Genomic DNA, 22,178 nt, shown 5'->3' on the forward strand with positions numbered 1-22,178 from the left:
CTTGCGTTTTGCTCACCCTCATGAACGTTTTCGAAGTTAATACTCAAGAAAAGGAACCCATCATGACGAGCTCCCTGAGCACTCCCCTCCATGAGCCGTTGGCCACCGCACTTCGGGAAGAAACCGCACGAGCACACGAAACCGCAGAACACTCGGTGTTTATGAGCCGCCTCATGGACGGCTCCCTCTCCGCTCAAGCAGTAGCCGACCTCACTGCACAGTTGTGGTGGATTTATCAAGCACTTGAACAAGGCATCCGGCTAAACGCCGAACACCCTACCGTTGCTGCCGTGTACGACCCGCGCCTCGAACGCACCACCAACCTGGAATCGGACCTTAAGGCGATGCTCGGGCAAGATTGGCGCGAACGCATCACCATCACCCAGGCCACCCAACGCTACGCGGATCACCTGCACAAAATTGCAACCTCCCCGCAGCGCATCGCCGCGCACCACTATGTGCGCTACTTGGGCGATATTTCTGGCGGACAGGTGATCGCCTCCCGCCTTGAAGCTCTCTACGGGCTTACCCCGGAACAGACGTCTTTCTACAACTTTGCCGCCATTGGCAAAATCCCGCCTTACCGCAACGCCTACCGCGAACGCCTCAACAGCCTCCACCTCACCGCGGAGGAACGCCAGGAGTTCATCGCTGAGGCAACGGCAGCTTTTGAGTGGAATACCGCCGTGTTTGCCTCCCTTTCCACCACTGCAAACTAGGGCTTTCCACCAGGGTGTAGCTCACATACGCCACCGCGATACTCAATGCCGCGGTGGCAAAGAGCACCACAAAAAACTGCCCTTGGAACACTCCAATGCCCATGAGAGGGAACACAAGAGAAAGCACAGGAATGTGCCACAAAAACAGGGAGTAGCTCCATCGCCCCACGGCCTGCATGGGGGCGGTATCCAGCAGGCTAGGTGCCTTTACGAACACATAGGGGTACAGCACTAAGACTGTGAAGGCGGTGCCAGCCAACAAACGCAGCGCGAACTGCGGGCCGGTGGGGTGTTCCAAGCCCAGCGGCCCGTACCACTGTTGCCCCGCCACCCAGCACAGCAGCAGCGCAAGGCCCCAACACACAGGGCGCAGCCAGCGAGCCCCTGCGCTCAACTTTGCGGCATCCAGGCGTCCCTCCCACGCCGCCGCGTAGAGCCCAACCACAAACCAAGGGAGGTATGAGAATGGGAAAATCTGAAAATTGATCCCGCCCTCATCCGGCTCGAAGGGCCAGGGAATCAGCGCCCAAGCAAAACCGCCCAAGCCCAGCGCCCACCACCAGCGGCGCCAACGTATTATCAGTGGCAACGCCAGATAGAAGGCCACTTCCACGCACAGCGACCACAAGTGCGTTAGCCCACCATGTAACCCGGAGGGCACATAAATTTGGGTAAAGCTCAAGGTGCTGAGCGTTGTCAGCCAGCCAGCCCCGAAAGCCACGGGAAAAAGCGCAAGCGTGAGCAGCACCATCACCCAGTACGCGGGTAGGATACGCACGGCCCGGCGCGCGTAGTAACCCGTTGGGTTGGCAGCGTAGCTGCGTGCCAGCAGGAATGCGGAAAGGGAGAAGAATGTGGCTACAAAGAAGTCGAATCGGGTGAGAACTGCATTCTCCACGCCGGTTTGGAAGGCCACATGTGTGGTGAGTACGCCGAGCGCCGCCACACCGCGCAGTCCTTGGAGCTGCGGTAGGTACGATGGAGAGGCTGATAGCAACAGGTTTCCTCGAATTGATAGGTGGGTGGCATGCGCCAAGGCATTATTGCATGTGTGACGGCTGGTGTGCTGTTTCTGTTGTCCGCGCTTGTCCCCGCGCTCACTGCAGGCATGGTGAAGCCGCTGCCAAAGGAGGCGAGCTTCGTGCAAGAAACGACGTCACCAAGTGGCGCCCACCTTGTCCGTTCCACTGAACTCACGGAAGATCCGGAGGATTCCGAAGCCGTGAACTCCCACGTCACTTGGGAGGTTGATGGCCAGGTGGTGTTGGAGGAGTTCGTCCCGCTGATCCGCGAGTCTTCCTTCCCCGTGCTGAATAATGCTGATGGCCGGCTGGGGCTATCCTCCTTCTTCCCAGTGGATACGGAACGCCGCAGCTACCTTGTGTTTGACCCCAATTCGGGTGAGGAGTCCCCTGCTGACTACCTGCGTCAGGATGGGCAGTACCTGGTGTTCCAGCAGCCGGCGTCGGGAGCCGAGTTCACCGTTGAGCCGCGCACCGGAACCATAATCCAGCAGCGCTTCACTTTGGCTGGCCAGGAGTTCACCCTCCAGGCGTCCTCGTGGAGTGAGGAGCGGATGAACCGTCATCTGGCGGCGCTGCAGGCTTCGAGGATTTTTGGGTTTGTTGCAAAGTACGCCGGTTTTGCCGCGTTGATTGGTGGCCTATGGCTCCTCGCACGCCCCAAACGCTCCTAACCCTGAACGCCCTGGTTGCAGGGTTTTGCCTCGCCGCGCTGCTGTGGTGGCTGGCAACTCCTGGCATGTTAGGTCTGCGGGATATGGTGGTGATTCAGCGCCCCGCGCTTTCCCTCGGCGCGTTGGGGTTTGGTGATCTCCCTGCGCGCAACGCGCCCCAGGATGGTGCTTTGGCCATCGCCGGGATGCTCTTCCCTGCAACCTGGGTGGCTAAGGCCTGCATCCTCGGGGCTGCGTGCGCTGGGGCCTGGGCTGCTTTTCGCCTCGGGCCAGTGGCGGTGGCGGTGACATTGTGGAACCCCTTTGTTGTTGAGCGCCTATTGGCCGGGCATTGGTCTTTGGTGATGTCCGCATGGCTCATCCCCGCGCTGCTGCACCCCAGCACCCTAGTGGTGTTGCTGGCGGCGTGGGCGTGCTCCATCACTCCCACTGGCACGGTGTTGGCGCTGGTGTTGTTGGTGGTGTGCAGGCGCTGGTTGGCCAGCGCTTTTTGCCTGCTGTGCAGCTTGCCGTGGCTGGTGCCCAGTCTCCTATCCACTCCTCAGACGAGCCCCACCGCCGCCTTTTTGGCGCACCCAACGCTGGCGTGGTTGAGCGGTGGCGGAATATGGAACGCAGAGGTCCGCGCAGAAGCGGGCTTGCTGGCCATTGCCTGCGCGCTATTGGCCGCGCTGGTGCTGTGGCGCGCACCAAGGGCCCTCCTCTTCCTGGCGCTTTCCGCCCTGGCGCTCACCGCCGTATTAGGCCTTGGCACCTGGTGGCAGATGATCCCCGGTGCGGGAATGTTCCGCGATACCGCCAAGCTTCTCTGGCTGGTACTCCCGGCTCTCATTACCGGTGCGGGGGCGCTGCGCACGCGCGGTGTGATCGCTTTGGGCCTCGCCCTCACTTTTGCCCAAGCCCCAACCGCGCCTGCGGCGATGGGTGCGCTGCGAGGCATCCCTGAGCAGGACTGGCCGCGCTCTGCAGGGGACATTCTGATTAGCACGAGCCAGGGTTTGGTGAACTACCATGGCCGCACCATGGTAGACCCACGCCTCAAAGCCAACCAGGCAATCGAGGCAGGTGCGCTCACCGTGGATGGCAAGGTTATTGATCCCCCGACCCAGCGCTACCTGCAAGCACTCCAGGCCTCCCCGAGTGAACTGCGCGAACAGGGCGTGGGTCTTCGCATCAGTGGGGACACGGTAGAGCACATCGGCGGGGTGTCCCCCAAAGGCTGGCGCTACTTGATTGGGGTTTCGCTCACTGTTTTCTGGCTGCTATTGCCGTTTGCCACAGCGCTCAAGATCTCCAGAAACTCTTGGCCAGTGCGCTCCCAGGAGTAGCCAGCCGCACGCTCCCGTGCAAGCTCGCCGAGCCTGCGGCGCCGGGGGGCGTCGGCAAGCAATTCCCGCGTTTCCGTGATGAGCTGCACGGGGGTGTCCACGAGGATGCCGGTGTTGCCAACGGAATCACGAAGGCCTCCCGACGTCCGGTACCCCACCGTAGGCACGCCGTGCTGCGCTGCTTCAATTACGGCCAGGCCCCATCCCTCTTTGCGCGAAGGCAGCACGTGTACTGCGGCGCGGGAGAGCAATTCGTGTTTGCGTTGCTCGCTGACGTACCCGTGGAAATGCACTCTGTGTTCCAGGCCGCGCGCGTAGCTACGCAGGCGTTGCTCCCACCAGCCGGAACCCACAATGTCCACGTGCAGGCCTTCGGTGGCGCTGGCCAGGTCAATCACATGCTCAAGCTGCTTGTGCGGCACCAGGCGAGACACCACGATCACGCGTTGCTTTTCAAGGTCAGTCTGCGCGGGCACCACGCCTTTTGGGATTGCCGAGATGCCATTGCGCACCACAGCGATCTGATCCGCGCGCACCCCGAGATCCACCAGCTCTTCGCGGGAGGCGCCGCTCACGGTCACATATTGGCTATTGCGGTAAACCCTTGGCGCTACCTTGGACTCCAGCCACCACCCGACTACCCGCAGCGGCCAGCCGGCCACCGGCCACTGTTCGCGGTGGCAGTGGTGGGTCAGCAGTACCACCGGGGTGTGGGTGAACAACTTGGCAAAAAATGGAATGCCATTTTGGGTATCCACGATCACGTCTGCGTCTTTAGGAAGCGCCGCAAGTGCCCGCAGGTAGACGGTGTATTTGCCGCCCGCTCGCAGGAAACGCACACCATTGTGGGTGCTTTCGGCTGGGGCGCCGGCATACGCCGCTGTTTGGAAGGTCACCTGATGGCCATGTGAGGCGGCATACTGGGCAACCTGTTCAAGGTAGCGCTCGCTGCCGCCGCCCTGGGGATGCCCGGTGTCGCGCCAGCACAGCATGTGAATCTTCATATCGAACCCCCACAGTAATACGATGAGCCCATGTCCGCCGCTTCCCACCCCGTACCCCCCACCGCTCGTAGGAACGCACGCACCACAGCGCGCCCCACAGCACGCACCACCGCATCCTTCCCGCGCACGGCCGCCTTTGCCACCCTAAGACGCAGCCTCAGACTCCTGACCTCCTTCCGCCACGAGCAACGCTCGCCGGATGAGTTTTACCGGCCACTCGCTGCGGATACGGCGGCTCAGATCCACGCCATAGCTGCGGATTTGGGCACCCAAGTGGGCAAGGTGCTGGACGTGGGCGGCGGGCCGGGGTACTTTGCGGCGGAATTTGCAGACTACATTTCCTTGGAACCCGACGCCGGGGAGATGCAGGCCGCAGGCATCTCACTCAGTAACGCGGTGCGCGGCACCGGCGAGGCCCTTCCTTTTGCCGACGCCAGCTTTGACACCGTGTTTTCCTCCAACGTTGCCGAGCATGTCCCCGACCCATGGCTTATGGCGCAGGAAATGCTCCGGGTGTGCAAGCCCGGCGGGTTGGTGATCCTGAGTTACACGGTGTGGCTCGGCCCCTTTGGCGGGCACGAGACCGGCCTGTGGCAGCACTACCTTGGCGGCGAGTTTGCCCGGAGGCGCTACGTTGCCCGCCACGGGCATGAACCCAAAAATGTGTGGGGCACCTCCCTGTTTGCGGTGAGCTGCAAGGAAGGCCTGCGGTGGGCGCGGCAACACGATGCGGTTCTGTGCATCCCGCGCTACCACCCCAGGTGGGCTTGGTGGGTGGTGCGGGTGCCGCTGCTGCGCGAGTTCCTAGTGTCCAACCTGCTGATCGTGGTGCGGGCACCAGGAAGATAGGCGTGCACAAAGCGCCGAAAGCACACAAAACTGGCGCCCCCAATTACCTTGAGGGCGCCAGTGAATCTTTGGCGGCTACTTCGCGGCCGCGACGCGCTCCTTGAACGCCTCAAGCTCGCGGTGCACCTCTGCAGGGACGCGAGGGCCGAGGAACTCCAGGTAGGCCTCGCCGTCTTCCAGGTCCTTCGCCCACTGCTCGGCGGGGGCGGTAAGGGCCTCGCGGACGTCCTCAATTGGCTCGGTAATGCCTTCGAGGTTGAGGTCCTCAGCGCGGGCGGTGTGTCCGATCACGGTTTCTTCCGCGCCTACCTTGCCTTCCACGCGGTTGATAATCCACTCCAGCACGCGGGAGTTCTCGCCGAAGCCTGGCCAGAGGAAACGGCCGTCATCGCCGCGGCGGAACCAGTTCACCAGGAAGATCTTTGGCATGCGCTCGCCGCCAGCCTTACCCATTTCTACCCAGTGGTTGAGGTAGTCACCGGCGTTGTAGCCGATGAACGGCAGCATAGCCATTGGGTCATGGCGCAGCGCACCCACCTGGCCCTCAGCGGCGGCGGTCTGGCCAGAGGCGAGCAGCGCGCCGATCAGGGTGCCGTGGTCCCAGCTCAGGGTTTCCGTGACCAGTGGCACCGTGTCTGGGCGACGGCCACCGAACAGGATTGCGTCGATCTTGATGCCCTTTGGATCGTTGAACTCAGGTGCAGCGATTGGGCACTGGTCGATTGCCACGGTGTAGCGGGAGTTCGGGTGTGCGGCGTCAGTGCCGGACTCTGGGGTCCAGTCATTGCCAAGCCAGTCGATGAGGTGTGCTGGGGCGTCGCCGTCCATACCCTCCCACCAGACGTCGCCGTCATCGGTGAGTGCCACGTTGGTGAACAGGGTGTTTCCCGGTTCCATGGTGCGCATTGCCATTGGGTTGGAGGCGTAGCTGGTGCCAGGTGCAACACCGAAGAAACCGTTTTCTGGGTTGAAGGCGTACAGGCCGTCCTCGTGGAGGCGCAGCCACGCGATGTCATCGCCCACAACCTCAGCCTTCCAGCCAGGGATGGTTGGCTCGATGAGCGCCAGGTTGGTCTTGCCACACGCAGATGGGAACGCAGCCGCAACGCCGTAAACCTTGCCCTCTGGGGAGGTGAGCTTCAGGATGAGCATGTGCTCCGCCATCCAGCCCTCCTCCTGAGCCATCACGGAAGCGATGCGCAGCGCAAAACACTTCTTTGCCAGGATTGCGTTACCGCCATAGCCGGAGCCGTAGGACCAGATCTCCTTGGTCTCTGGGAAGTGCACAATGTACTTTTCATCGTTGCAAGGCCACGCAACGTCCTGCTCACCCGGAGCAAGGGGGGCGCCAACGGAGTGCAGGCAGGGCACAAATTCACCGTTGCCAAGCTTGTCCAGCGCAGCCTGGCCCATGCGGGTCATGATGCGCATGGAAAGTACAACGTAGGGGGAGTCAGTAAGTTGCACGCCAATCTTTGGATCCTCTGAATCCAGTGGGCCCATGGCGAACGGCACAACGTACATGGTGCGCCCGCGCATCGCGCCGGAGAAGTGCGCACCGAGCTCCTCTTTCATCTTCTTTGGATCAGCCCAGTTGTTGGTTGGGCCGGCATCTTCTTCCTTCTCGGAGCAGATGAAGGTACGCGACTCCACACGGGCAACGTCGGATGGGTTGGAACGCGCCAAGAAGCTATTCGGGCGCTTTTCCTCATTGAGGCGAATCAGGGTGCCTTGCTCCACCAATTCAGCGGTGAGGCGGTCCCACTCCTCCTGGGAACCGTCAACGAACACTACGCTTTCGGGCTGGAATAGCTCTACGTTCTCCGCAATCCAATTGAGCAGCCTTTCATTCTCAGTTGGGGCGGTACCTTCGAGGCCCTTAATGGTCACGGCGGACATCGCATCTCCTGGTTAATCAGTACGCTGGCAGTTCTACATCACACAGCGTAACCATTCGTGCAACCATTCCATGTGGAATTTTTGTAACCCACATCACCTGAACCGTTTTACCCCCGATCTCCTTGGTTTTTACCTCAATACCTACACCCCCGGCCAAAAAATCGCCCCACCCTATTGGGGGTGAAAGGAGTTCCACGCTACCCAATCAAGCCGGCACTCCCCCAACTCCTACCGCCGCGGTGAGGGGCGCGCCTGCGAGGAGCGCCTGCGGTCTGCGTCGGCACCTTATCGATCGTATTGCCCCTTGGGCCTCCTTAAAGGCAAGATAAGAGGGATGTCTACTACTGATAAAACCCCACGTTTCCAATCTGATTTCAACGAAGAATTTTCTAATGATTTGGACTACCCGCGCCTAGGCACGGTGAGTTTCCGCCGCGGCACGCTCACAGACAACCAGCAGGCACGCTGGGACGAATACTGGCCGCAGCTTGGCAAGGAGCTTTCCGACGAGCCCCTGGACGTCTCGGCGTGGTTCGGCAGGACTGACGCCCCCACAATCCTGGAAATCGGCTCCGGCACCGGTACCTCCACCGCAGCGATGGCGCCCCTTGAAGCGGATACAAACATTATTGCAGTGGAACTGTACAAGCCTGGTTTGGCAAAGCTCCTCGGTGCGGTGGTGCGTGATGAGATTTCCAACATCCGCATGATCCGCGGCGACGGCGTGGAAGTACTCGGGCGCATGTTCGGCCCAGAGTCTTTGGATGGCGTGCGAATTTTCTTCCCCGACCCCTGGCCAAAGGCGCGCCACCACAAGCGGCGCATTATCCAGTCCGGCGTGCTGAACCTGATTGCCAGCCGGCTGAAGCCGGGCGGCGTGTTGCATGTAGCCACTGACCACGCCGACTACGCCGAGTGGATCAACGAGCTGGTTCATGTGGAACCACAGCTTGAGTACATGGGCTGGCCGTGGCCTGAGTGCCCTCAGCTCACGGACCGCCAAGTGATCACCAAGTTTGAGGGCAAAGGCCTGGAAAAAGACCACGTGATCACTGAGTTCTTGTGGAGGCGCATTAGTGGAGGCGCAAGTGAGTAACAACCTTTTGTTGGTGTGGGACGCCCCCAACCTGGACATGGGCCTGGGTGCCATCCTGGGCGGGCGCCCAACCACCGCCTACCGCCCGCGTTTTGACGCTGTGGGTAAGTGGCTGTTGGCGCGCGCCGGCGAGCTCAGTCACCTCACGGGGGAAAAAGTGGAGGCGGAAGCAACCGTGTTCACCAACGTCACCCCAGGTGGCGCGGAGCAAATCCGGCCGTGGGTGGAGGCACTGCGCAACATCGGCTACGCAGTGTTTGCCAAGCCCAAGCTCAACGAAGAATCCGACGTTGACCCAGACATGCTGGAGCACATTCGCCAGCGCTTCGCCGCGGGTAACCTCGCGGGGCTGGTGGTAGCCAGCGCAGATGGACAGAACTTCAAGGACACCCTTGAGGAACTCGCTAAGGACGGGGTACGCGTTACCGTCCTAGGCTTCCACGAGCACGCCTCATGGGCAGTGGCCAGCGAGCAAGTGGACTTTGTGGACCTGGAAGATGTCCCAGGAGTGTTCCGCGAACCACTGCCGCGTGTGAGCCTGGATCAGCTTCCGCCGGAAGGCGCATGGCTGCAGCCGCTGCGCCCACTGACCTCCCTTTTAACCGGACGCAGCAGTTAGGGTGCTTGCCTCAAAGCTCAGGGCCGGTGCTCGGGGCCGGCGCACAGGGCCGGAGCTCGGGACCGGCGCACACACAATAGCGCCACACGATAGCGTGATGAACAGCATAAATAAGCAGGAGAAAAGCGATGTTTTCCACATGGGGTGATTTTGCCTACCGCCACCGCAAGGTGGTCCCAGTGGTTGTGGTGGCGCTCATTTTGGCGCTGCATGTGCTGTTTGGCATGCGCCTAGCGGAGCGCATGAGCCAGGAAGGCTGGGACGACCCCGGCTCCTCCTCCACGCAGGCCGCACGCATTGAACAGGAGGTGTTTGGCCGCGATAATTCCGGTGACGTGATCCTGCTGTTCCGCAACGAGGACGGCCAACCGATTGCCAACTCCCCCGAGTTCGATGACATGCGGGCGTACCTGGTAGGGCTCCAGGAGCTCTACCCCGAGCAAATTGACTCCATCACCAGCTACTTCGACGCCCGGAACCCACGCCTGGCCGCTGAGGATGGTGCCGTAGTGTTTGCCGCGGTGGCACTCCAAGGCGACAACGAGCAAACGCTCAAAGACTTCCGCACCATCCAACCCGCGCTCTCCCCCGAGTTCAGCGGGGTGAGCGTGGAGGTTGCTGGTGCAACCGCGGTTGCCGACGCGCTCGACGCCGGCATGGCAGGAGACATCAAGCGCGCCGAGGTCTACGCCCTCCCGGCGGTGGGCTTGCTGCTGTTGGTTGTGTTTGGCTCCGTGGTGGCGGCATTCATGCCGCTGATCGTGGGTGTGCTGTCCATCCTGGGCTCGCTGGGTGTGCTGTCCATCCTGGCGGGCTTTACTCAGGTGAATGTGTTTGCGCAGTCGGTGGTCACGCTGCTGGGTTTGGGGTTGGCCATTGACTACGGCTTGTTCATGGTGTCGCGCTTCCGCGAGGAGATGGACAACGGCCGTGAAGTACGCGAGGCCGTGCGAATCACCACCGCAACTGCCGGCAAAACGGTGGTTTTCTCCGCGGCGATGGTAGCCGTGGCACTTTCCGGGCTGTTGGTGTTCCCGCAGGCCTTCCTGAAGTCCGTGGCCTACGGTGCGATGAGCGCGGTGGGCCTGGCGGCGCTGCTTTCCGTTACCTTGCTTCCGGCAATCTTTGGCCTGCTTGGGCACAACATTGACAAGTTCTCCGTACGCCGCACCAGCCGCAAAGCCCGCACGTTGCAAAGCACCTGGTGGTACCGCCTGCCACAGTGGGCAATGAAGCACGCCAAGCTGGTCACCCTGGGCCTGTGTGCCCTCCTCATTGGCCTTACGCTGCCGCTGGCTGGCGTGAAGTTCGGTGGCCTCAATGAGACGTACCTCCCCCCAAACAACGAGGTACGCCAAACCCAAGAGGCCTTCAACCAGGCCTTCCCTGAGTACCGTACCGAGCCGATCAAGCTGGTGGTCACCGGCGCCACCAACCAGCAGCTCGGTGAGATTTTCGCCCAGGCCAACCAGGTCACCGGCCTCAGTGGCACCTTCCGCCCCTCCACCGCAACGGTGGACGGCACCACGGTGCTTTCCGCAGGCATCACGGACCGCTCACAAAACGCCAATGTGATTGAGCAACTCCGGGCGATCTCCGTGCCTGAAGGCGTAGAAGTGTACATTGGCGGCACCCCGGCCCTGGAAGTGGAATCCATCGAGGCGCTGTTTGAAAAGCTGCCAACTATGGCCATTTACATTGTGGTGGCCACCTTCCTGCTGATGGCGCTGGTGTTCGGCTCCGTGATTCTGCCTGCCAAGGCGGTAATCATGACTGTGCTGGGCATGGGTGCCACCATGGGTATCCTCACGCTCATGTTCGTAGATGGTGTGGGCGCCGATCTGTTCGGCTTCACCGCCGGCCCACTGATGAGCCCCGTATTGGTGCTCATCATGGCGATCGTTTACGGCCTCAGCACGGACTATGAGGTATTCCTGGTTTCGCGCATGGTGGAGGCACGTGAAAACGGCGAATCCACAGATGAGGCCATCAAGTACGGTACCGCCCACACCGGTGGCATCATCACCGCCGCGGCGCTCATCATGATTGTGGTGTGTGGTGCTTTCGGGTTCTCTGAGATCGTGATGATGAAGTACATCGCCTTCGGCATGATCTTTGCCCTATTCTTCGACGCCACCATCATCCGCATGCTCCTCGTCCCCGCAGTCATGCACCTGCTGCGCGAAGACAACTGGTGGGCGCCAGGATGGGTGAAGAGGGCGTCGGCATGGCTCGGTCACAATGACACCGGCAGCACGCCAGAGGGGATTTCGCTTGACGACGCCCGCCTGTCCGGCCCGGACGTTGCGGTACGCTCGGGGCGTACGGTGGAAGAGGATCACGACCTCGTACCATTCCAAGAACTTGTGCAACGGCTCGGAAAGGAACAGCGCTAAGACCTGATGAAGAATTGGCTTCGCTTCTTAGGCCCCCTGCTGATTCTGGCGGTGGCTGCTTTCCTCCTGCGAGACAAAATGCCCTTCCTCAACGAAGGCTACATGGAAGTCCGCGAGGCCAATGCTTGGATCCTGCTGCTGGCTTTTGCCGCCATTGTCCTTTCCTTCTTCGCCATGGCGGAAGTAATGCGCATCCTGCTAGGCGCCGGTGGCGCCAAAGTGCCGCTCAAGGAGACCTCACGCCTGACGTTCATCTCCAACGCCTGGAGCTCCACCCTGCCGGGTGGGGCGGCGATTTCCACGGTGTACCAATTCCACACCATGCGAAATTGGGGTGTGAGCGTGCTGGTTTCCAGTTGGTTCATCGTGCTCTCCGGGGCCATCTCCACGCTGTGGTTGGTTGCCCTGGGCACCGCCGGCGTGCTGTTCCTCGGGGCGAGTTTTAGCATTTGGCCGCTACTCGGGACGGCCTTTTTGATGGTGGCGGTATCCATTGGCCTGTATGCGCTCACGAACAATCCCAAGGTGCTGATCAACGTGACGCACCTGCTGCCGCGCTGGAAGGTGCGCCTGGATGCGTCGTTACTGCAAATGGAAGCGGTGCGCCTTACACCCAGCAGATTTGCGGTGAGCAGCGCGCTCTCCCTGGCCAACTGGCTGCTGGACATCGTGGGGCTGTGGCTGTGCATTTGGGCGGTCACCGGCATTCTCCCCTCATGGACACGCATCGGTGAAACACCCTCATTTCTGGCGATCACGCTGGCATTTGTGACAGCAAAAATTGTGGGAACCGCGCAGGTCACCCCGGCGGGCGTGGGGCCGGTGGAGGCCGCCATGACTGCCAGCCTGGTGGCGGCAGGGCTACCCGCCTCCACCGCGTTCGGTGTGGTGCTGGTGTACCGAGTGCTCGCCTTTGTGCTGCCCACGGTGATTGGGTGGCTGGTGTACGCGGTGCATGTGATGCGCGGCGGGAATCGTTTTGACATCCACCACCCGCAGCAATACCCGGCTGGTGTTGGGGGTGGTGTTAGTGAGGGCGCGGTTGACGACGAAAACCCAGTTGGAGAAACGAAGGAGCAGGGACAATGAAACACTTTGTGATTGATATTTTGGCAGTGCTTGTGTTCGCCATCCTTGCGCGAATGGCGCACGGCGGGCTGGGCGTGGTGGAAGTGCTCGATACGTTCTGGCCATTCGCGGTGGGAACCGTGCTGGCTTGGGCGGTGATCCGCAACCGGCCAGAAGTGGACCTGGGCAGCGGGGTAATCGCATGGCTGTTTACCGCCGTGACCGGCCTGGTGATTTGGGCGCTGCGCCACGCGGCAGTTCCACACTGGAGCTTCATCATTGTGGCAACGGTAATGAGCGGATTGTTGCTGGTGGGCTGGCGCGTGATCGCGAAGGTGCTGGTGCGGGGGCGGTAGTAAGTGGGGTGGGCCCCTTCTAACGAGTCCGAGGTTGGACGGGAAGAAAGTTCTGATGAGCTAACGAGACCCGCCCTCAGTTTCGATTTCACGCATGTGCCGACACCCGTAGTCCGATAAGCTCTTAACCACGCTCTTCTCCGCGCACGCGGGCTGGGGGCGCACGCTTGCTGGGGATCAACTCTCAAAATCCCTGATAGACTTCGCTCTAGTGGGATGTCGCCGCGTTTTCCGCTGGGGATCAACTCTCAAAATCCCTGATAGACTTCAGCCCCCGCCTGAATCAACAAGCCAGCCGCTGGGGATCAACTCTCAAAATCCCTGATAGACTTCCCCCACGAATCTGCCCACCAATATGCACGCTGGGGATCAACTCTCAAAATCCCTGATAGACTTCCTCTGGAACATCCTCGCATTGCATTGTGGCTGGGGATCAACTCTCAAAATCCCTGATAGACTTCTTTTGGTGCCACCCACGCACTATTACCCGCTGGGGATCAACTCTCAAAATCCCTGATAGACTTCGATTACCAGGAGCTTTTCGTGTGGATGGGCTGGGGATCAACTCTCAAAATCCCTGATAGACTTCCGGGCACTGCTTTTGGGCCTGCCTGGGTGCTGGGGATCAACTCTCAAAATCCCTGATAGACTTCCGAGCGCCACCAACTGATTCACCACACAGCTGGGGATCAACTCTCAAAATCCCTGATAGACTTCCGCCGTCGCCTGCGCCTGTTCTGGGCAGGCTGGGGATCAACTCTCAAAATCCCTGATAGACTTCGCGGCTGCGTGGTTTTGAACCTGCGCGGGCTGGGGATCAACTCTCAAAATCCCTGATAGACTTCCGAGTCTGCCTTTACCGCGCACCGTTTCGCTGGGGATCAACTCTCAAAATCCCTGATAGACTTCTCGCCGCAGGATTTGCCCTATTTGCGGGGCTGGGGATCAACTCTCAAAATCCCTGATAGACTTCTGCGTTGAGTCTGGGTTGGTAGATGCGCAGCTGGGGATCAACTCTCAAAATCCCTGATAGACTTCGAACCGCAGCAAATCAACGGCGGAGACCGCTGGGGATCAACTCTCAAAATCCCTGATAGACTTCCCCTTGCTGCCGCAATCGCCGCCGGGTAGCTGGGGATCAACTCTCAAAATCCCTGATAGACTTCTGGTCTAGTGAGGATCTAGAAACAGTAAGCTGGGGATCAACTCTCAAAATCCCTGATAGACTTCGCGGGGGAGGCCTCCACTAACGCTGGGGGCTGGGGATCAACTCTCAAAATCCCTGATAGACTTCCTCTTCATCGTATTTTTTCCGCTCATCAGCTGGGGATCAACTCTCAAAATCCCTGATAGACTTCGAGGCGTTCGCCGCACCTGCCAGCACGTGCTGGGGATCAACTCTCAAAATCCCTGATAGACTTCCCCCCTGACCACTAATGGTTAGGGGGTTGCTGGGGATCAACTCTCAAAATCCCTGATAGACTTCCGCCGGACCGGACAATACCTCCCACAACGCTGGGGATCAACTCTCAAAATCCCTGATAGACTTCGGCCGCGGTGTTCGTGTAATCCAGTTTCGCTGGGGATCAACTCTCAAAATCCCTGATAGACTTCGGGACGGGGATGAAGCCGGAAAAGGTTTGCTGGGGATCAACTCTCAAAATCCCTGATAGACTTCTCCATGGGGGATAGGCTCACGCAAGCCGGCTGGGGATCAACTCTCAAAATCCCTGATAGACTTCTGGATCACAGGCACCCTATTCCCCCAATGCTGGGGATCAACTCTCAAAATCCCTGATAGACTTCGCCAAACAGGCGCTTGCGTTATCGTGCTGCTGGGGATCAACTCTCAAAATCCCTGATAGACTTCCATGCGCTCGACAAGAACAAATCCGCAAGCTGGGGATCAACTCTCAAAATCCCTGATAGACTTCTTCGCCTTAAGCTCCACGACCTGACCTCGCTGGGGATCAACTCTCAAAATCCCTGATAGACTTCAACGCAGCCTGCGCGCCAGCAGCGATCTGCTGGGGATCAACTCTCAAAATCCCTGATAGACTTCTGCACGGTGGAGGTACCACCCAGCAAGTGCTGGGGATCAACTCTCAAAATCCCTGATAGACTTCCGTGGAGCACTTCTACACCCCGGTAGATGCTGGGGATCAACTCTCAAAATCCCTGATAGACTTCAGCAAAACAACGGAAAAACACGGTAGTAGCTGGGGATCAACTCTCAAAATCCCTGATAGACTTCGCATGGGTAGTGGACGTGGACGAGGAACGCTGGGGATCAACTCTCAAAATCCCTGATAGACTTCAAGCCACGGAATTAGATCCTCATTGAGGGCTGGGGATCAACTCTCAAAATCCCTGATAGACTTCGGGTAGTTGGACGGTGGTGCCACGATGTGCTGGGGATCAACTCTCAAAATCCCTGATAGACTTCCTATTGACTTTTTCGGGCGGCGGGAATAGCTGGGGATCAACTCTCAAAATCCCTGATAGACTTCTTGTGGAGCCTGCGGAGCCTGTGCGGAGGCTGGGGATCAACTCTCAAAATCCCTGATAGACTTCGGCGCGAACACCTAGTGAAGCTCGCGCCGCTGGGGATCAACTCTCAAAATCCCTGATAGACTTCAGGATCATCCACCCATAGCGTGCCGTCGGCTGGGGATCAACTCTCAAAATCCCTGATAGACTTCCGAGCATCCTGCAAACCCTTCTCCGCTTTGCTGGGGATCAACTCTCAAAATCCCTGATAGACTTCAGGTAGAAGCAAAAACATGCTTCTACCTGAAGTTTTATCAATTTATTGCATCAAAAAATCGTTAGTTGCTGGGGCTGATCCTCGTTCTGGGCTTCCTCCATATTGGAAAAACGTATGGCACCTGACCACTGTTTGTCTCGAACGCAGACAATCCGTACATCTCCACCCGCAGGCAGATTGGCTTTGATTGATTTCGCGAGGATTGAAACCCTAGCTGACAGTGGAAGATACTGTACATAGACGCTCAACTGCGCCATTGCAAAACCCAAGTCCAGCAGGTGGTTTCTAAACTGCGTTGCTTCCCTTCGAGCCTTCTTTGAGGTAACAGGCAGATCAAACATCACGATGCACCACACGTCATCCTCACCCTTCTTCGGCAAAACCACCACCTGCCCACACGGGCGCTACGAGTTTAGAAAGTTCGCCCTCTACATACCGCCCCAAGTCCTGCGCGAGGTCTTGGAGCAATGTTGGAATAGTAAACCCACTATCCGTAAATGGATGTTCACCTAGTGCACCAAAATAACTCTTAGATTGCTTTGAAAGGGTTTCTCCAAAAGGAATATTGCGGAATACAATTGCGTCCACGGCCGGGCGGAAGGGCTCAATCAAATCATCCACCAGGTTATTAGGGTTTGCTCTACCTCGGTGGAAAAGGCCTATTGGAGCACATAACCCAGCTGCTGCGACAGCTCGAATGCCGTGGCCCCGCAGGATCGTATATCCATAGTCTAGAGCGCTATTCCACCCGTCGGGACTGCCCCCAGGCAGTCTTGTAAATCCAACCTCATGCCCCACAGTCTGCCAATATATCCTTGCAGCTAGGGCCTCAATGTTTGTTGAATCGCCTGAGCGCACGCTCTTTGCCAACTCAAAAAGCTTTTCAGATTGAAAGAGGAAGCCCATTTTCTCCAAATTAATCGCTTGCCCGCGCACCTTTGCCTGCACCAACGCTTTCCAGGCTTGCTTGCGCCTGGGTTCCGTTAGTGCAGCCTGAGCCCGGTGGCGTGCACCAATCCTCCCGTGTACACCATTTGGCTCTACGGCAGCTACGGGCACGGAGCGCCAATCACACACCAAGATAGCAATGTCGTATTCACTCAGTTTTGCAATTGCCGCTCCAGAAATCTTCACCATCACGCCAACGAGAATTACCGCTATCCCAGCCAAGGGAATACGCTGATTGACGCTCCCGTCTCCGGAAGTGATCTGAATTTGACCACGTGAATAGCCGATATCTCCTTCAAACTCCAAGAAATCAAGGACACGCCAACCAACGTTTTCCATAACTACCTCACTCGCCAGGTGATGGGCAGATGTGCGTCACTAGAAATCCTTACCCTTCCAAGGGTGTCTCTGCGTACTACCGTCACATTTCCCAACTCAAATAGCTTGTTTACTGCTGGGCGCCAACCGGGAGCATCAATGATTTTTCGTGATCCTTCAGAACTATTGTCTTTTAGTCCTTCCCCACTCAATAGCCTTGGACGCAAGCGAAGTTTCGAATTGGTGTAAAAACCATCCACTCTCCACCGAGAAACTTCACCGAATTCCTGCTGCATTTCATGAACCTGACCGCTGTTGAATGCTGTCATATCAATCAGCAGTTCGTCATCAACCACAAGCCAGCCGAGGTATTCTGCTGTACCCTCCGCCAAGGCTTTGCGCAGCTTCGGTTCAGCTTGCCGGACGCTCATTGTTTGAGGAAGGAGCTCGACATTGAAGAGATCCGCATTGCGATGCTTCACCAGGTCAGTGGTATAAACGCGCAACATCGCAAAGGCGGACTTCTTCCCACTCGGCACGCGGTAAATCCGGGCATGATGGAAACTCGCACCGAGTTCCACATAGCCACCACGAACCTTCAGCGCGCCGGCACCCACAGGAAACACTTCAATGGTGTCTTCTGCCTGTAGCGTAGTTCCGTGCACGCGTATCTGCCGGTTCGGATCGAAAGGTAGGCCTTCCTTTGGGTCAAAATCTGGATGCCGGGTGAGTGCACACCACAGCGCTTCAGAAGAAGCTCGATCGATATCAATCGCACTGATCGGATCTCCCACCTTGAGTTTCTTCAATTTGCCCAGTGTTTCCTCATGGACGCGACCATTTCCCAGCCGAAGCCTGAGATTCCCGGTGACTGGAATCCGGTCTTCATCAAGATGTTTGCTGAGCAGGTCTACCAGGGCATGCATTTTCTTCATCCACTTGGCCCACTCCATTTGGTGGGCAGCATCTTGACCTGTGAATTCCTTCCACTGAGGGGCCACACGCCGCAATTCTTGTTCAAACTTCAGAGAATTGCGCTGTTCAAGGGTCTCGGCCACAAACCGGCTCATGAATGCAATTACAGCAGCGTCTACTGCATGGTGGCGCCTATCCAACCTGGACTTTCCGGCTCCATCCACGAATTGAATTCGCTTGGAAATCCCGGAGGCGCCCCGCGCTTGCGCAGTAAGGGATCCCTTGTACACATTCACCTTGGTGCCATCAGGACCAAACCTCTGGTGAATGCGCGCCCGTACTTCATTAGCCATCCAGGCCACGGATTCGATCGAGCGAGCATCAATTTCTTCATCGATTGACACTCTTTCAAGACGAGCAACCACCTCAGCAGTAAATTTCTTAAACTGCGCTGTTTTCATTCCAGGGTCGGGATTCCAATGGCGAGTCCTCGCCACCGCTTCTTTTACCGAGACACCTGGGATATTGGCAGTTTCTGCCCAACGAGCAAATGGGATGTTGCTCTTCGAAACATTGCATCGGTGACATACTGCTACGAGGTTTTCACGCTTGTTGGTGGATCCCTGACCAGCACGTGGAACGATGTGATCCATCTCTGCATTGGAAAAATCAATCGGATTTCCACAGTATGCGCATTGGCCATTTTGACGCTGAATGGATTGGTAGCGCCAAAGATCAGCCCGTTTCATATTTCGGTTACCACCGAGCTTTTCCTGCATTTCCTTGAAAAGCTGCTGGTTTCGTGCGGATCGCCGTTGCATATCGCGATCGAGTTCCCTGCTGGCGCTCTCACTCATGAACGCCGAGCGGACGTGCTCGATATTCACTACCAAAGGCGCACCCCATTCCCTGTGCACCCCTTCCAACCAGCGAGCAACTGCTTTCAGTGTCCGGTCAACTGCTGGATTGCCAACCGGTTCATTCAAAGGAGCCGCAGGAGGAGTCCAATCATTCGGGATGCCAAATTCCGCTCGGCGTGCTTCGTAAAGGTCTACACCATCCTGGAGCATTCGGTTTGTAATTCGCTCGAGAGTGTTCTCAGAATATGCAGCACGGCCTATTGGCAGGTGAAGGTTGTCCAATTTTTCGTGAAGCTCATCTGGGAGATCAGCAAAAAAGGCTTGTACTTTTGCACCGGCTTGCGAATCAAAATCGGCAACTTCCGCATTGGACATCGCCTTGATCATCGCTGCTCGTTCTTCCAGGTTTGCTTCCAGCCACCATTGTTCGAGAGGCTTAATCTTTGATCCAAGGATCCGCCGATTGGTGTCATGAACCGGTGGTTTTGCACCGGCTCGTTCGCCGTCATCCGTCATCGTCGCAGTACCCAAGAGATTTCCGCGATCAATACCTAAAATTTCCGCAAGCTTGAGCCACGTTGGCTCGGTGTTCTGCTTCAAATTGACCAAGTGATCAAAAAGCAAAGAAGTTTCTTCCTTGGTGAGCCTCCTCCGGTTACTGCCTTCACGAATGCGAAGATTTCCAAGGAGCGCAGCAATTCGGTACCTCTGGAAAGCATCGGATGCCTTCAATGCTCGTGGTAGGCCAGGTTGCAAAGGATCTTTGCCAACGCGCCCTGATGCAGATCCCTTTGGGGATTCAGCTGCAAACACAAAATCGATTATTTTCCTCGTAAGCTCGGGAGAAATGCCCTGGAGCTCCGCGATCTCGAGGATTTCCCTTGCGTGATCGGATTGCTGCAGGCGCGCACTCAAAAGGCCGCCTTCACCGCGCAACCTATTATTCCCGCGGAAACCCGCATCAACGAGCTGCCCCACTGTGAGGGAAGAAGAAAGGGGTTGGCCGATTCTCGAAGAAATCAGCTCACGGATCTCTTCATACGCCGCGCTTGGCTCTTGCTTGATGTACAGCGAGCTCACTTTCAAATAGGGATTGCGCCATCCGCGATGCCGAGCAATATGGCGCAAAGCGATCGAGAGCTTTTCACCAAGTTCACTTTCATTCTCAATCTTCTTGGTGGCCAGCTCTGCACGCACCCGCCAGGGGTAGAAAGGGTCTTCATAGGATTCAAAACTTTCAGTCCCCCATCCTTGCTGCTCTAGGAATGCATCAAGTGCAATGAGACGCCGCCGCTTCCGGCGGTATAGGCGGCGAGTCCTACGAGCCACACCTGAAGCGGCCAAGCGGGTAATGGCACGTTTATTTTCATCAGGATCAATTCCGGAATCGTGAATGTGGGAAAGAATGCTCAGGATCTCAATTGGCATCCCCTGCTCATCCACCTCGATGGCGGCCATGCCCACGGAGAACGAACCAACGTCAATTCCCACAACATAGTTCTTCTTCTTCATAAAGTTGCCCTTCAACAAGAAAAGCCTTGGCACGGGCCAAGGCTTTGGAGCATTCGACACTAGAAACTAGCTAGTGCTTACTGAGGATCAACTCTGATGAGATGCTAACACCTCAACAGAGCATTGCACAAGCACTACACCAAAGCCTTCAAGAAATTGCTTTCTTGATGAATCACCATTCGGTGTTTCAGCTCGTCTTCTAGCTTAGTGCTGGGTTACGACGCGATACCTTGGTTCCTCGAACAAGATTTCGCCAAAACCCCTACATCGGCGCGATGGTGTGCTTCTTTTCCAAGTCGTGTTCTTCCTTCGTGGCAAGCTGGCGCAGCGCCATGCGCAGCGCCAAACGGGATTCGCTCGGTTGGATCATCGCGTCAATGTAGCCGCGTTCGGCGGCCACATATGGGCTGGTCATGTTTTCGTCGTAGAAGTCCATGAATACCTTCTTCATGTACTCCCGCTGCGTTTCGTCCTCAATCGCGGCAAGCTGTTTGCCTTGGATCATCACAGAGGCGGCGGCGGCGCCCATCACGGCGATCTGGGCGGTGGGCCATGCCAGGTTGATGTCGCCGGTGAGGTTCTTGGAACCCATCACGGCGTATGCCCCACCGTAGGCCTTGCGCACGATCAGGGAGATCTTTGGCACGGTTGCCTCAACCAGAGCAAATGCCAGTTTGGCACCGCGGTGGATCAGACCGGCGCGCTCTTGGTCCACGCCGGGCAGGTAGCCGGGGGTGTCTACCACGAACACCACGGGGATGTTGTAGGCGTCGCAGATGCGGATAAAGCGCGCGCCTTTGTCCGCGGCATCGGCGTCAATGCAGCCAGCGAACTCCAGCGGCTGGTTTGCCACCACACCCACGCTGCGCCCGTCTACGCGGGCGAATGCAGTAATGAGGTTGGGGGCAAACCCAGGCTGAATCTCCAGCACGTCTTCGGAATCAAAGAGCTGCCCCAAGAGGTCGTGCATGTCGTAGCCCGCATTGGTGTCGTCGGGCATGAAGCGGTCCAGGGCCTCAGCCGCTGCCTCATCGGCGAGCACGGCTTCGTCGGAAGGTGCCCAGAACACTGGCGGCTCGTCTTTGCAGGTCAGCGGCAGGTGCTGAAGCAGGTCGTGGACGTAATTGAAGGCGTCTTCCTCGTCAACGGCCACGTAGGAGACGTTGCCGTTGAGCTCCTGCTGGCGCGCGCCGCCGAGCTCCGCGGAGGTGATTTCCTCACCGGTGACTTCTTTAATCACGGCCGGGCCGGTCACGTACATCTCGGCCTCGCCATCCACAGCCACCACAAAGTCCGTGGTCACGGGCGCGTACACGGCGCCGCCGGCGCTCTTGCCCATCATGATGGAGATCTGCGGGCTACGCCCGGAAAGCGGGAGCTGGCGGCGGGCGATCTCCGAGTACATCGCCAGGGAGGTCACGGCGTCCTGGATGCGGGCGCCGCCGGAATCTTGGATACCAATCACTGGGCAGCCAATCTTGATGGCCATGTCCATGACCTCACAGACCTTGCGGCCAAAGGTTACGCCCACGGACCCGCCGTAAACCGTCTTGTCGTGCGCGTACACGGCCACCGGGCGGCCGTCGATACGCCCGTAGCCGGTAACCACACCGTCGGAGTATGGTGCGTCGGGCTCATCGGGCGTGCGGCCCAGGGCGCCGATTTCCACAAAGGAACCGGGGTCCAGGAGGCGCTGAATACGCTGGCGAGGAGTGGTCCTGCCGGCCTCATCGCGCTTGGCGCGGGCACGCTCACTGCCTGGGTCCTGCGCCTTTTCCAGGCGGGCCCGAAGGTCAGCGAGTTTTCCTGCGGTGGTATCCATAGACAC

Annotated in this window: 16 protein-coding genes and 1 CRISPR repeat array; of the genes, 9 read left to right on the top strand and 7 right to left on the bottom strand. The window is 58.3% G+C overall.

The genetic code is table 11. The features are described 5' to 3' along the window. Positions 1-62: 62 nt before the first annotated feature. The gene (locus NQ050_RS06275; protein ID WP_257038444.1) at positions 63-719 is read left to right on the top strand and encodes a heme oxygenase (biliverdin-producing); all 657 of its coding nucleotides are present in this window, start codon (positions 63-65) and stop codon (positions 717-719) included. Here NQ050_RS06275 and NQ050_RS06280 read toward each other — a convergent pair. Then, positions 646-1,716, bottom strand: a complete 1,071-nt coding sequence (locus tag NQ050_RS06280; RefSeq protein WP_257038445.1) for an acyltransferase — start codon at positions 1,714-1,716, stop codon at positions 646-648. The genes NQ050_RS06275 and NQ050_RS06280 overlap by 74 nt on opposite strands. Positions 1,717-1,746: 30 nt before the next feature. Here NQ050_RS06280 and NQ050_RS06285 point away from each other — a divergent pair, with 30 nt between their 5' ends. Both NQ050_RS06285 and NQ050_RS06290 read left to right on the top strand, forming a co-directional pair. Beyond that, complete coding sequence (locus NQ050_RS06285) at positions 1,747-2,415, top strand: DUF3068 domain-containing protein (RefSeq protein WP_257038446.1); 669 nt, start codon at positions 1,747-1,749, stop codon at positions 2,413-2,415. Further along, positions 2,385-3,743, top strand: a complete 1,359-nt coding sequence (locus NQ050_RS06290; RefSeq protein WP_257038447.1) for a hypothetical protein — start codon at positions 2,385-2,387, stop codon at positions 3,741-3,743. The genes NQ050_RS06285 and NQ050_RS06290 overlap by 31 nt, the downstream gene beginning before the upstream one ends. Here NQ050_RS06290 and NQ050_RS06295 read toward each other — a convergent pair. After that, on the bottom strand, positions 3,641-4,747 hold the full coding sequence (locus NQ050_RS06295; RefSeq protein ID WP_257038448.1) for a glycosyltransferase family 4 protein: 1,107 nt from the start codon (positions 4,745-4,747) through the stop codon (positions 3,641-3,643). The two genes, NQ050_RS06290 and NQ050_RS06295, sit on opposite strands and share 103 nt — an antisense overlap. Positions 4,748-4,777: 30 nt before the next feature. On the opposite strand from NQ050_RS06295, the gene NQ050_RS06300 reads away from it, so the two are divergent. Beyond that, positions 4,778-5,596 (top strand): class I SAM-dependent methyltransferase, encoded by an 819-nt coding sequence (locus tag NQ050_RS06300; protein WP_257038449.1) that lies wholly within the window; start codon positions 4,778-4,780, stop codon positions 5,594-5,596. Between the two features lie 75 nt (positions 5,597-5,671). Here NQ050_RS06300 and NQ050_RS06305 read toward each other — a convergent pair whose 3' ends face one another. Further along, entirely contained in the window at positions 5,672-7,495 is a 1,824-nt protein-coding gene (locus tag NQ050_RS06305; protein ID WP_257038450.1) for a phosphoenolpyruvate carboxykinase (GTP), read from the bottom strand. 334 nt (positions 7,496-7,829) lie between these two features. Between NQ050_RS06305 and trmB the strand changes: the two genes are divergently transcribed. The 5 genes from trmB to NQ050_RS06330 all read left to right on the top strand — a co-directional run bounded on the left by trmB (position 7,830) and on the right by NQ050_RS06330 (position 13,030). Then, positions 7,830-8,591: a tRNA (guanosine(46)-N7)-methyltransferase TrmB gene (gene trmB / locus NQ050_RS06310; RefSeq protein ID WP_257038451.1), complete on the top strand. Its 762-nt coding sequence runs from the start codon at positions 7,830-7,832 to the stop codon at positions 8,589-8,591. After that, positions 8,584-9,210: an NYN domain-containing protein gene (locus tag NQ050_RS06315; protein ID WP_257038452.1), complete on the top strand. Its 627-nt coding sequence runs from the start codon at positions 8,584-8,586 to the stop codon at positions 9,208-9,210. Before trmB ends, NQ050_RS06315 begins: the two co-directional genes overlap by 8 nt. Positions 9,211-9,338: 128 nt before the next feature. Further along, positions 9,339-11,606 (top strand): MMPL family transporter, encoded by a 2,268-nt coding sequence (locus NQ050_RS06320; RefSeq protein WP_257038453.1) that lies wholly within the window; start codon positions 9,339-9,341, stop codon positions 11,604-11,606. 6 nt (positions 11,607-11,612) lie between these two features. Then, positions 11,613-12,695 carry a YbhN family protein gene (locus NQ050_RS06325; RefSeq protein ID WP_257038454.1) on the top strand — a complete coding sequence of 361 codons (1,083 nt, stop codon included), beginning with the start codon at positions 11,613-11,615 and terminating at the stop codon, positions 12,693-12,695. After that, on the top strand, positions 12,692-13,030 hold the full coding sequence (locus tag NQ050_RS06330) for a DUF3054 domain-containing protein (RefSeq protein WP_257038455.1): 339 nt from the start codon (positions 12,692-12,694) through the stop codon (positions 13,028-13,030). Before NQ050_RS06325 ends, NQ050_RS06330 begins: the two co-directional genes overlap by 4 nt. A 169-nt stretch (positions 13,031-13,199) precedes the next feature. After that, positions 13,200-15,797: a CRISPR direct-repeat array (repeat unit 36 nt; unit sequence GCTGGGGATCAACTCTCAAAATCCCTGATAGACTTC). A gap of 50 nt (positions 15,798-15,847) precedes the next feature. Here the strand turns inward: NQ050_RS06330 and cas2 are convergent. The 4 genes from cas2 to NQ050_RS06350 form a co-directional block, all read right to left on the bottom strand. Continuing rightward, the gene (gene cas2 / locus NQ050_RS06335; protein WP_257038456.1) at positions 15,848-16,177 is read right to left on the bottom strand and encodes a CRISPR-associated endonuclease Cas2; all 330 of its coding nucleotides are present in this window, start codon (positions 16,175-16,177) and stop codon (positions 15,848-15,850) included. Next, complete coding sequence (cas1, locus tag NQ050_RS06340; protein ID WP_257038457.1) at positions 16,161-17,084, bottom strand: type II CRISPR-associated endonuclease Cas1; 924 nt, start codon at positions 17,082-17,084, stop codon at positions 16,161-16,163. The genes cas2 and cas1 overlap by 17 nt, the downstream gene beginning before the upstream one ends. 2 nt (positions 17,085-17,086) lie before the next feature. After that, on the bottom strand, positions 17,087-20,350 hold the full coding sequence (cas9, locus tag NQ050_RS06345) for a type II CRISPR RNA-guided endonuclease Cas9 (protein WP_257038458.1): 3,264 nt from the start codon (positions 20,348-20,350) through the stop codon (positions 17,087-17,089). A 262-nt stretch (positions 20,351-20,612) separates the two neighbouring features. Next, a complete protein-coding gene (locus NQ050_RS06350; RefSeq protein WP_257038459.1) occupies positions 20,613-22,172 on the bottom strand; it encodes an acyl-CoA carboxylase subunit beta in 1,560 nt (519 codons plus the stop codon). Between the last annotated feature and the right edge of the window lie 6 nt (positions 22,173-22,178).

Source organism: Corynebacterium sp. 122RC1 (assembly GCF_024580955.1).
GTDB lineage: Bacteria > Actinomycetota > Actinomycetes > Mycobacteriales > Mycobacteriaceae > Corynebacterium > Corynebacterium kozikiae.